The 12,194-nt window shown below is 57.8% G+C and carries 6 protein-coding genes; 4 read left to right on the forward strand and 2 right to left on the reverse strand.

The window, feature by feature from the left end; all coding sequences use genetic code 11:
- The first annotated feature begins 19 nt into the window (after positions 1-19).
- Positions 20-1,228, forward strand: coding sequence for a glycosyltransferase (locus GEI7407_RS10110; RefSeq protein WP_015172056.1), 1,209 nt, complete (start codon positions 20-22; stop codon positions 1,226-1,228).
- Here GEI7407_RS10110 and GEI7407_RS10115 read toward each other — a convergent pair.
- Both GEI7407_RS10115 and GEI7407_RS10120 read right to left on the reverse strand, forming a co-directional pair.
- The gene (locus GEI7407_RS10115; RefSeq protein ID WP_223294409.1) at positions 1,202-1,891 is read right to left on the reverse strand and encodes a hypothetical protein; all 690 of its coding nucleotides are present in this window, start codon (positions 1,889-1,891) and stop codon (positions 1,202-1,204) included. The two genes, GEI7407_RS10110 and GEI7407_RS10115, sit on opposite strands and share 27 nt — an antisense overlap.
- Before the next feature lie 67 nt (positions 1,892-1,958).
- Positions 1,959-4,622, reverse strand: coding sequence for a DUF3352 domain-containing protein (locus GEI7407_RS10120; protein ID WP_015172058.1), 2,664 nt, complete (start codon positions 4,620-4,622; stop codon positions 1,959-1,961).
- 495 nt (positions 4,623-5,117) lie between these two features.
- Here GEI7407_RS10120 and GEI7407_RS21035 point away from each other — a divergent pair, with 495 nt between their 5' ends.
- From GEI7407_RS21035 to GEI7407_RS10130, 3 genes are all read left to right on the forward strand, one after another.
- Positions 5,118-5,318, forward strand: a complete 201-nt coding sequence (locus GEI7407_RS21035; protein WP_150109767.1) for a hypothetical protein — start codon at positions 5,118-5,120, stop codon at positions 5,316-5,318.
- Between the two features lie 923 nt (positions 5,319-6,241).
- Positions 6,242-10,543 (forward strand): PAS domain-containing protein, encoded by a 4,302-nt coding sequence (locus GEI7407_RS19520; protein ID WP_051030738.1) that lies wholly within the window; start codon positions 6,242-6,244, stop codon positions 10,541-10,543.
- Entirely contained in the window at positions 10,543-12,171 is a 1,629-nt protein-coding gene (locus GEI7407_RS10130) for a response regulator (RefSeq protein ID WP_015172060.1), read from the forward strand. Before GEI7407_RS19520 ends, GEI7407_RS10130 begins: the two co-directional genes overlap by 1 nt.
- The last annotated feature ends 23 nt before the right edge of the window (positions 12,172-12,194 follow it).

Consider the following 12,194-nt stretch of genomic DNA (forward strand, 5'->3'; position numbering starts at 1 on the left):
GCATTGCGAGGGAGCGACGGTGCGTATTCTGTTTCTGCACAACAACTTTCCGGCGCAGTTTCGCCACGTGGCCCAGGTGCTGGCCCAGGACCCCAGCAATCAGGTGGTCTTCGGGACCATGCGGGCCGAAGGACAGATACCTGGGGTTACCAAGGTGATCTACGGACCGTCCCGCGAGCCCCATCCCCAGATTCATCACTATGTGCGGCCCCTAGAGAGCGCAGTGCTGCACGGGCAGGCTGTATACCGCATGGCCCAAAAGCTTCGAGAGCAAGGCTTTGAGCCAGATGTGGTGTATGCCCACTCGGGCTGGGGACCGTCTCTATTTGTTAAAGATATTTTTCCGCGATCGCGCCTCCTGTGTTATTTCGAGTGGTTTTACCATGCGCGGGGGAGTGACGCAGATTTTGACCCCAGCGAGCCGCTGATGGCTGATGACGAGACGCGGATTCGGGTGAAAAATGCACCCATTTTGCTCGATCTCTACGGATGCGATCGCGGCTTGTCGCCGACGCTTTGGCAGCGATCGCAGTTTCCCCCGGAATATCACGCCAAAATTCAGGTGTTCCACGATGGGGTAGATACGGCCTACTTTGCGCCGGAGCCGGGAGCCAAGCTGGTCTTGCCCGATCGCAGTTTAGATCTTTCCGAGGCCAGCGAAATCATCACCTACGTCGCTCGCGGCATGGAGCCCTACCGCGGATTTCCCCAATTTATGAAAATGGTGGAAATCTTGCAGCAGCAGCGATCGCGCGTTCAGGTCGTCGTTGTGGGAGAAGATCGCGTAGCCTACGGGAGACCCTTACCCGATGGCAAAACCCATAAGCAAAAAATGCTAGAGACTCTCTCCCTCGATCTCTCGCGGCTGCACTTCACCGGCCCCCTACCCTACAGCCAATATCGACAGGTGCTGCAAGCCTCCTCGGTCCACGTCTACTTGACCCGTCCCTTTGTGCTGTCGTGGTCGATGCTGGAGGCGATGGCGACGGGGTGTCTGGTCGTGGGTTCGGCGACGCGCCCCGTCATGGAAGTGATCCAGGACGGCGACAACGGCCTGCTAGCGGACTTCTTTCAGCCCGAGCAGATCGCCGATCGGGTCGAGGCCGCCCTGGATCATCCCGACCGGATGGCGACGCTGCGCCAGCGTGCCCGGGAGACGATCTTGGAGCGCTACGATCTGTCCCGCCTGCTGCCCCAGCATCTAGCCTGGATCCAGAGCGCCCTCTGAGAGCAGTCCGCTCGGGGGTGAGAGCCAGCCTCGCCGAGAGCCATGGACGCGGGCCAGGTGCCACATATAGTCATCTGGGCAGCACTTTTCGACGGCCCGAGTGATCCACGCTTGGGCCTGGGCGTCCTCTCCGGTCACTTCGCAGTAGAGCCCCCCATAGAGCGCGCTATAAAATTCGCCGCGATCGCCCGCCTGCTGGCCTACCTGCACCAAATCCTGAGGCGTAATCTCCCCAGCAAAGAGCCGATAGACCTGACGCAGGACCGGGCGCGGGTCGCGACCGACGGGCAACAGCGCAGCGCGCGCCGCTGCGGGCGATCGCGATCGCGCCAGACAGAGATAGCACCACACCGTCTCTTCGACGTCGCGGCCATTGACCGCCAAATCTGCCTCAAACTGGGCCGCTCCCGCCTCAAACTCCCCAGCGTAGTATCGCGACAGACCCCGCTGCCAGAGGTAGGGAGTCAGCGCGGGCCGCACCTGCTCAGCCCGGTCGAAAGCAGCGATCGAGGCTGCCACCTGCCCTAGGCGAAAATGGGCCATGCCGCAGCGGACCCACGCCCCAGCGTCATCGGGGTGGGCCTGCACGGCGGCTTGCCAGTGTGCAAGATCCTCAGAGAGGGCAGTATTGAGGGCGATCCAGTCCATGGTTAGCGAGGCCAAAAACGCGCGATCGCCATTCTACGACGAACGCGATCGCCCTCCAGAGCGCAGGCTCAGCTTCCGAGGATCAGTTGTCCTCCGTTCCCAGAGGCGCATTGATCACCCGAGGACGATTCGGGGCAATGCTCAAAAACCCGTCTAGCTGCTCACCCTCCGGAAACACCGTAAAGGAGCCGCTGACGCTTTGCAGAGGGCTCAGGAAATTACGTAGTTCCCGCCCTGCCAGGGGTCCCGGCAGCAGCAGGTTGTAGATCATTGACAGAGTCGAGCCCGCATTCATGTAGAAATAGCCGTGGTTGGGATCCGGCAGCAGGTCCGTTGCCTGACGGAAAGTGTAGAACTCATTGAGGGGCTGGCCATAGGGTTTAGCCAGCAGCGAAAAGTCCTCAATGCCGCTTGTGAAAGCCAAGACGTCATTCGAGAGCCAACCCCGCGCAGCCAGACTGGTCGGCGCACCATCGGGTCCCGGCACCTTCCACAGGGTGACCGGCGTATTGTCTACATTCTCTTGCACCACATTCACCGTCGACCCAAACTGTTTGGCGATCAGCTCGTCGATCTTTTGGAACGTAGACTCTGCCCGCGCGCGATCGCTCGTTTGGAACATCACCCCAATGCCCACCTGAAGTTTCGGGTCAATCTGGGTCAGCAGTCCCTGGCGACTGGGATAGAGGAAAGTCCCAAACTCGCCATCCATCCAGCCCACGACGTCCTCATCCAAATCGAGGCCTGTCCCGCTCTTGAGGATGCCGCGCAGCCCCTCCACGATGACCTGAGTCCCCGGATCGGCCTCAAAAAAGGCCAAAGTGTCGTTCCACTGCTGCCGAAAATCCACGCCCGTGGTCGCCATGTAGGTACTCGCTGGCAGTCGGCCCAGCAGCGCACTCTCCGCACGACCCACCGGCACAATGCGCTCGGGCATGGCCGCATCGTAATAAAAGCTGCTCTGAACCCGCATTCCCTCCGTCTGCGGCCAAACCGTAAAGTCCACCGTATCGTAGGGCTCGAGCAGCCGCTGAAGCGTCGACTGAGCAAAGTCTGGCGATAAAAACGGCACATCGGGCACCGATGCCGCTGGGGGCGGCGCATTGGCGATCGCCAGATCGGCCAGACCTTGCAAGCTGCCGTAGCCCACCATCAGCGCCTGGGAAAACTGTGGCTTCACCAGGGTCCGCTGAAAGCGAGCGTCCTGCACCAGACGCTGACCGCTGCCCTGGTAGGCGTCAATGAACCGCTCCACCGCGCCGCTGTCGCTGGAGTAGACCAGATATCCCGGCAAAACGGCGATCGCGATGCCAGGACGCCGCAGCGGAAACTGCCAGGGCGAGTTTTCATCCAGCGGACCAGGAATAAACCCTTCCTCTCCGGGCAGCGGCGGCAAAAATTCTTCGCTCTCCCCCGCCGGATCGGGCAGTGCACTCGGGATCGGCTCTGGCATGGGAGCCGATGCAGGGTTCGGCGCAGGCACAGCCGTCGCTGGCAAAGAAAGTTCAGGCGCAGGGGGCGTCGACTGCGATGGGCGACTCGCCGGTAAGGGTGAAATCGTAGGCACAGGGGTCGTCGACTGCGGTAAGACCACTGGGCGGTCATCCAGAAAGGGTGGAATCCTGGGCAGCACAGGCATCGGCACTTGGGGTGCAGGCACCGCACGCGGCTCACTGATGGGGGGAAGGGAAGGAAGGGGGTATTCGGGCGCTGGGGTCATCGACTCCGGAAAAACCACTGAGCGGCCAGCCGGTAATGGTGGAATCACAGACGTTGGCACTTCGGGCGCAGGCGGCTCAACCCTAGGGGGGAGTGTGGGAGCAAAGTCTGCCGGCAACGGAGGGAGCGACTCATCAGGAAGGATGGGAAGCCCAAAGCCAGGACCTTGCCACTCTTCTGGCAGATCCGGATTTAGTGGCATCTCCTCAGACGGCGTCTCGGCTTGGGCCAGCCGCTGAGTCTCAGCTTCAGATGCTTTGACCGATTTCATAGCAGCCTGGGCCGTAGGCTCCTCTGGTGCTATCTCATCGGGGCTGACAGGCTCCTCCTGAGGACTCTCAGATTCCGCTTCGGGGTCCATCGGCTCTTCTAGAGCCTCTTCAGGGGTTTCTTCCTCCAGGATCTCGGAGTCCTCCGGAAGCGCCTCCGGCGTTTCGTCTCCAGGGAATTGCTCCCTCAGTAGTTCTTCATCGATCGCGCTGGGCATCTCCTGGGACGGAGGCGGGCAGAAGAGATCGTAGCTGGGGTCAGTGTCGGGGACAACTTCGCAAGCGTCATAGGGCGCCCATTCCAAAATCTGGACTCCGGCATACTCTCGCTCGCTCAGAGTTTGCTTGGAGAGTTCCTGGCGCAGGAGCTCCAGGTAGGCGTCTCGTCCCGCTGGCTTGCCGACAGGAATGACGGTCAGCGGCTGGGCGGCGGCTGGATCATCCGAGGGCAGGAGGACCGTTGCTACGTGGGTGCCGCCGATCCAGGGCTGAATCTCCGAAAAAGGCCGGTTGGCCGGCAAAAAAGGCACTAGCGGCGGAATCACAGCCCCCGGTGGCACCATGGGATACTGGGAGAGCCGCTCCCAGGCGTCTTGGGTGGTGTTTACCAGCAGCAGCCCGGTCACATCAGCAGGCAGATCAAAGGCCACATTGGGCGGTAGCAGAGGGTCACTCGAAAAGGTGAGGGACTGTGCGAGGGCACTGGTCGGGGCGATCGCGACTCCAAGAGCAACAGCGAGGGAGATGCGAGATAGCAAGGTGAGGCCTCCTGCGGTGGGCAAAAGTGTGTAGGAGGTGAGGAAGCGAACGGGAGCAGAGCGAGAACAGGCGGTACAATTACGGTCGCGAACTGTCGAATATCCGTCAGACTAGCTGATCCCTTAGAGGGGTGCAAATTAAAGAAAAATTTCGTACAACTCCTTCAGCGCTTGGCCAGAAGCTGAGATTTGGGGGCTCGCAGCAGGAAACCCCACGGTCCCAACGACAGCCTCATGGGACGCTCGCTCAACTGGCCCAAACCGGGACTCAAGCAAGCTAGGCTCTCTAGAGGGAGGCTCTAGGACAAAACGGCGGGGCCAGACTCTACCGTTGCTTTTGGCCAAAGCGCTGGTATGTTACAGAATAGACACAGAGCCCGAGTTCCTGATCTTCGCGCCAAAGCCCTGTATGACACTTACAAGACAGACTACTCCTCCTCATTGGCTTGCGCGATCGCGTCTTCAATGGACTATAGAGCCCAAGGAGAATATTTCGTGACGGTTCATCGCTCGCTTTTGTTTTCTCTCTCGTTGCTGGCTCGCTGCCTCACTTCACCCATCATGGCAGCGGCTATTTTCGGCTCTCTCTTGCCGCTGGCTCTGGCGACTTCTCGGGGCGATCGCCCGACCCAGCCCCCACCACCTCCGCCGAGCCGCTCGGCTCCGGCTCGCAGCCTCGCCCCTGCAACTCCCTAGATTTTTCCCTTCGGCTCAGCGGCACCCGTGCGGGTGCCGCTCTTTTTTGCTTTCTCACGATTTTTTTGCAAGTTCGCTGAGACAGACTCACTCTCTCAACGCGTTTTATTTTCGCGCTTTATTTTGAAGTGTCTTAGTCGCGAGATTGGAGCGATCGCCCGGTTTCTTCAGGCGATCGCCAGTGCGGCAAATTTCTCACTTGTCTTTCTGGAGCAGTTTGGCCAGATATCTGGCAATCATCAAACGTTTGCTTAGAGACATTGCTTTTAGCGATTGTTTTGTGCGCCCGTGAGGCGATCGCCTGAGTCAGAGATCAATTTAGCTGCACGAAAAATATACAAATCTCTGTCGTCTTGATTGATGTCTTGATTGATCGCAAATTTCACGAAGCTCGGAGTTCATTTTTTGGCTTTCTTTGATTTTTAAATTTATTAAAAATTTCAAATAATTTTATAGATTGCTTGTTTATCTTTATCTCTATTCAATCTAAACTTACTCAAGCGTAATGCAGAGAGATCTTGAGGGCGATCGCCCTGTTCATCTCCAAAGCATCACCCTATTTGTGACGTGACAAAAACAGGCCCGGTCGATTGTTGAGAAAGATAAAATAATCTATTTGCTCCCGAAGATAAAACAATTCTCTGAGGCATTCACTCAGGAAAAAAGCCTTGGCTTCCGTCATACTAAAACATGAGCGAAGGTAGGGTAGATTTTCCTGTTTGCCTTGAAACCCTTAGACCCAAAATTTTGCGTTTTGATGCTCTCTTCACCCTCGAATATTCGCTTTTGACTGTCTAAAACAGGCTGCGATCTACTAACCGGGAGTCTTTAATTTTGGGGCACCGATTTTCTCCTGAGATATTGCTCAAGCGAGGTCGCGAGGGAAATCGGCGATCGCCAAAGGACTACCAACGTCGCGAGAGGTGACCATTGTGCAAGCGGGCAATCAATGCAACACGCTAGACAGCCTGTTTTCGGGAAATGGCGAAATGGCGGCCCTCATGCGCGCTCACGACTGGACCAAAACCCCGCTAGGTCCGGTGGAGCACTGGCCCCAGAGTCTGCGGACCACTCTCAGCATCATTCTGAATTCGGGCTATCCCATGTTTGTCTGGTGGGGCAAGCACTACGCAAATCTCTACAATGACGCCTACCGGCCAGTCCTTGGCGCTAGCAAACATCCCCAATTTTTGGGACAGTCCGGCAAAGATTGCTGGAGCGAGATTTGGGATGCGGTCGGCGGTATGGCCGAGCGCGTGATGACGGCCGGAGAGCCCAGCTGGGCAGAAGATTTTTTGCTGCTGATGGATCGCTACGGCTATCTCGAAGAGACCTATTTCACCTTTTCCTACAGCCCGGTGCGGGATGAAACGGGGGGAGTCGGCGGCATCTTTTGTGCCTGTATCGAGACCACCAAGCAAGTGCTAGGAGAGCGGCGGCTGCGCACTCTGCGCGACTTGGCTGCCCAAGCGGGCGAAGCCAAAGACGTTGACGTTGCTTGCAAAATTGCCGTTACGACTCTGGCCAATAATCCGGCCGATCTCCCTTTTGCGCTGCTCTATTTGCTGGATGAAAGTGGAGAGTCTGCCCACCTTGTGGGAGTAGCGGGGCTGGAGGCGGGCACGCCCGCCAGCCCGACCACCCTTGATCTATCCGGGGATCTATCCGGAAATAGAGACCTTCAGCCCCACATTTGGCCTTTGCATGAGGCGATCGAGACCAATCAGGCGGTGCGCGTGGAGCAGGTGATCGAGCGCTTTGGGGCGCTCAGCGGCGGGCCCTGGGATGAGTCGCCCCACACGGCGCTCATTGTGCCGGTGGCGTCCCACGGGCAGGCGCGACCGACGGGGCTGTTGGTGGCGGGGATTAGTCCGCGGCGGGCGCTAGATGATGACTATCAGGGGTTTTTGGAGCTGGTGGCCAGCCAAATTGCCTCTGCGATCGCCGATGCTCGGGCCTACGAGGTGGAGCGCCAGCGGGCTGAGTCTCTCGCCGAAATCGATCGCGCAAAGACGCTGTTTTTTAGCAATGTTTCCCACGAGTTTCGCACGCCGCTGACCCTCCTGCTGGCCCCCGCCGAAGACGCCCTGGCAGATACCGACGCCCCTCTGGCACCGGCGCAGCGCGATCGCATTCACACGATCCACCGCAACGCTCTCCGTCTGCTCAAGCTGGTCAACACCCTGCTGGATTTTTCGCGCATCGAGGCAGGGCGGATCGAGGCGGTGTATGAGCCGACCGACGTTGGCACCCTGACTGCCGAGCTCGCCAGTACGTTTCGATCGCTGATCGAGCGGGCGGGTCTGGACCTGATCGTCGACTGTCCGCCCCTGGCCAAGACGATCTATCTCGATCGCGAAATGTGGGAAAAGATTGTTTTCAATCTGCTCTCCAATGCCTTCAAATTCACGCTGACGGGGTCGATTACCGTGGGCGTGCGCGACCTCAAAGATCGAGTCGAGCTCACGATCGCAGATACGGGTATTGGGATTCCCAAGGATGAGCTGCCCCGTCTCTTCGAGCGTTTTCACCGCATCAAAGGGTCTCAGGGCCGCAGCTTCGAGGGATCGGGCATTGGGCTGTCTCTGGTTCAGGAACTGGTCAAGCTCCACGGTGGGGCGATCGCCGTCACCAGCAGCCCCGGTCGCGGCACCTGCTTCCAGATCTCCCTCCCCACCGGCTCAGCGCACTTGCCGGCCAACCGGATCGGCTCAACGCGAACCCTGGCCACCACGGCTCTCGGAGCCATACCCTACCTGGAGGAAGCGGCCCGCTGGCTCCCCAACGACACCCCTAGCCCGCCAACCTGGGACAGCAGCGACATGCCCCAGCAATTCGGCCCATTTTTGGTGCGGGCCGCCCCGGCGATCGCCCCCGCCTCCATCCTGGTGGTGGACGACAACAGCGACATGCGGGACTACCTCAGGCATCTCCTGGAGCAGCGCTACAGCATCAGAACCGCCCAAGACGGCATCGCCGCTCTGGAAATGGTGCGCCAGAGCTGCCCTGACCTGGTTCTGACAGACGTCATGATGCCCCGCCTCGATGGCTTCGGGCTCTTGCGAGAGCTGCGCGCCAGTCCCCAAACTCGCGAGATCCCGATTATTCTCCTCTCGGCCCGCGCCGGGGAAGAGTCCCGCGTTGAAGGTCTCGAAGCGGGCGCCGATGACTATCTGACCAAGCCTTTTTCGACTCGTGAAATGCTGGCCCGGGTCGAAGCCAACCTGAAGATGGCCCAGGTGCGACGAGAAACCGCCCGGGCAGAGCAGATGCTGCGGCGATCGGCAGAAGAGGCGCGTCACGAGGCAGAGGCGATCGCCGAACGGATGACGCAGATCCTCGAAAACATGCACGATGCCTTTGTGTCCCTGGACGCCGACTGGCGAGTCACCTACCAAAACCGGGCCGCCGAGCACATCAACAACGACATTCCCCGCAGCCAGACCCTCGGCAAAACCCATTGGGAGGTCTGGCCCGCCTCCGTGGGCAGCGAGATCGAGATCCAGTACCGCCGTGCCGTGGCCGATCAGGTTCCCATCCATTTCGAGCACCATTACTACGATCCGCCCCACTACGCAGTGTGGCTAGAAATCCATGCCTGTCCCTTCCGGGGGGGACTCAATATCTTTTTCCGAGATATCAGCGATCGCAAGCAGGCCGAGGCCACCCTCCACGACAATCAAATCCAGCTCCAGCAGCAGCTCGCAGAAATCGAAGCGATCTATCAATCTGCCCCTGTAGGACTCAATGTTCTAGACGCCAATCTCCGCTTTGTGCGGATCAATCGCCAGTTTGCCGAAATGAATGGACGACCCATGGAAGCCCATCTCGGCCGAACCCTCCGGGAAGTCCTGCCTGATCTGGCAGATACCCTCGAAGGTCTCTTGGAGCCCTTATTACAGACAGGCGTTCCACTATTTAATGTTGAGATTAGTGGTGAAACCTCCTCCCAGCCAGGGGTAGAGCGCACGTGGCTGGAACACTTTTCCCCTCTCAAAAATGGCGAAACAGTCATTGGCATCAGCACGGTATGCGAAGAGATCACCGAGCGCAAGATTATTGAGCGAGAGCGCCAAAAAGCAGCCGAGGAGCTTCGCAGAGCCAAAGAAGAGTTAGAAATTCGCGTTCTAGAGCGCACCGCCGCCCTACGCCAAAGCAACGCTGAGCTACACCAGAGCGAGTCTACCCTGCGCAGCTTCTTCAACAGTGGCGCTATGTTGATGGGCATTATCGAGCTGTGCGGAAAGACGATTTTGCATATCTCCGACAATGTAGCAGCGGCGCGCTTTCTCAAGACCACTCCCGAAGCGATGAAAAATCAGCGCGATCGCGCCTTGGGGATTCCGCAAAAGGTAACTCAGGCGTGGATCAGGGCCTGTCAGCAAGCCGCAGCTCAGCAGTCTCCCGTCCAGTTTGAGTACTGCCACAGCTTTGACAGCGAGCAGAGATGGCTGGCGGCCAGCGTCTCTCCCATCACGGTCCAAGAGCCGGATTCACCGCGATTTTCTTACATCGTGGAGGACATCACCCAGCGCAAACTCGCGGAGGCCGAGCACCGCAAAGCCGAGGAGCAAATAGAGGCCTCTCTGCGCGAAAAAGAGGTGCTGCTCAAAGAAATCCATCACCGCGTCAAAAATAACCTTGGGATTGTCAGCGGTCTTTTGCAGATGCAGGTCCGCCGCAATCAAAATCCCCAGGCCAATATCATTCTGCGAGATAGCCAAAACCGCATTGCTTCGATCGCGCTAGTGCACGAAAAGCTCTACCGGTCGGACGATCTGGCCAATATCGACTTCTCACAATATGTCCGGGATTTGGTGGTGTATCTCTTTGACTCCTATGACATCAGCTCTCGCCAGATCGCTCTCACCATCCACGTCGAAAACGTCAGCCTCGATATCGAAACCGCCATTCCCTGCGGCCTGGTGATCAATGAGCTCGTTTCTAATGCCCTCAAGCACGCCTTTCCCAATAATCAAGCAGGGCAAATCCAGATCCACTTTTCCCAGCAGCCTGCGGCTGAAACTTCACACAGTCAGCGCAAGTTCACGCTCATGGTCCGAGATGACGGTATTGGGCTGCCGGTCGATTTGGATATCCGGAGAACCAAAACCTTGGGAATGGCTTTGATTCAGGGGCTTGTTCGACAGATTGGCGGCCAGCTAGAGATCCACAACCAAACTGGCACGACATTTATCATTTCCTTTACCCAAAACTCACTGTGATGGATGCCGACACCCTCTCTCCTACCAATGCGTTAAGTCTCGTCCGTATTTTGATTGTTGAGGATGAATATATTCTGGCGGTCAATCTCCAGGAGGGGCTGGAGTCCTTGGGATATACCGTCTTGGATATCGCAGATTCGGCGGAGTCAGCGATCGAGAAGGCCGTCGAGCTACAGCCTAACTTGATCTTGATGGATATCCGCCTGCGCGGCGATCGCGACGGCATTGAGGCGGCCGAGCAGATCTGGAATTTGCTGCAAATCCCCATCATCTATATCACGGGGCACTCCGACAAAAGCACCGTCGAGCGGGCTACGCTCACCTCGCCCTTCGGCTACATTCTCAAACCCATTCGCGAGAAAGAGCTCTACGTCGCCATCCAAACCGCCCTCAACCGCTATGAGCGAGAGCAGTTTTTGGGCACTGTTCTGCGCGGCATGGGAGATGGGGTGATCGTGGTGGACGCCCAGTGCCGGGTCAAATATCTCAATCGAGTTGCCGAGGGGCTGACAGGGTGGAGTTCGGAGGAGGCAAAAGATCAAGACATTGGCAGCGTCGCTACTTTCCTAGATGAAAAAACGCGATCGCCCATCGACAATCCTTTGCTGGAGGCGATCGCTCACGAGAACACCGTTTATCTCAGCACGGGAGCACTATTGGTCCTGAAAAATGGCCGCACGATTCCCGCCTCTGACAGCGCGGCCCCACTCAGAGATAACAGCGGACGCATTACCGGCGCGGTTTTGGTCTTTCGAGATGATACCCAGCGGCGCCTAATCGAGGAGCGAAATCTTGCCAATGAGCGCACGCTTCAGATGGAAAAACAGCTCATCGAGCTACAGCGCCTCAACCAACTTAAAGATGATTTTTTAGCAACAACGTCCCACGAACTGCGGACTCCCCTCTCGAATATCAAATTAGCAATTTGTATGCTGGAAACCGTTTTAAATAATCAAGAAAATATCCCTACCATCGCAAACACCAAAGCAGAAACGGTGAGCCGCTATCTGTCTATTCTCCGAGATCAGTGCGATCAGGAATTGAGTCTGGTGAATGATCTCCTCGATATGCGATCGCTAGAGGCAGAGTCCTATGTACTCGAGCTCGCAGAGATCTCTTTTCAGGAGTGGCTCCCCCAGCTGCTAGAGGGTTTTCAGGAGCGTGCTCGCTCCCACCACCAAACCCTCGAGATCAGCATTGACGAGGATCTACCGCTCTGCACATCAGACATAGCCAGCCTCACGCGCATCGTCGCTGAGCTGCTAAACAATGCCTGCAAATATACGCCGGCCCATGAATCGATTCAGGTGATGGCGCATCTTCTACCGGCTCCCCCAGCGCCAGAATCCTGCGCGATGACCCAGGCCCAGGGTGCAGTGCCTTGGGTGGAGATCGTCGTGCGCAACTCTGGTGTGGAGATTCCAGATGCTCAGCTTTCGAAGATTTTTGATCCCTTCTACCGCATCCCCAACAACAATCCCTGGAAGCATCGCGGTACAGGGCTGGGCTTAGCGCTGACCAAACGATTGGCGGAGTATCTCCAGGGAGCGATCGCTGTGGAGAATAAAGGAGGATGGGTTGTATTTCGGGTACAGTTTCCCCTGAAAGTCCCACCGCCGACCCTATGAGCGATCGCCTGCGGAGGGACTTT

It is taken from the genome of Geitlerinema sp. PCC 7407, assembly GCF_000317045.1.
Lineage (GTDB): Bacteria > Cyanobacteriota > Cyanobacteriia > PCC-7407 > PCC-7407 > PCC-7407.

Excerpts from the sequence above, each read along its gene's own strand:
- GEI7407_RS10130 (WP_015172060.1), top strand. The coding sequence starts at position 10,543 with ATGGATGCCGACACCCTCTCTCCTACCAATGCGTTAAGTCTCGTCCGT.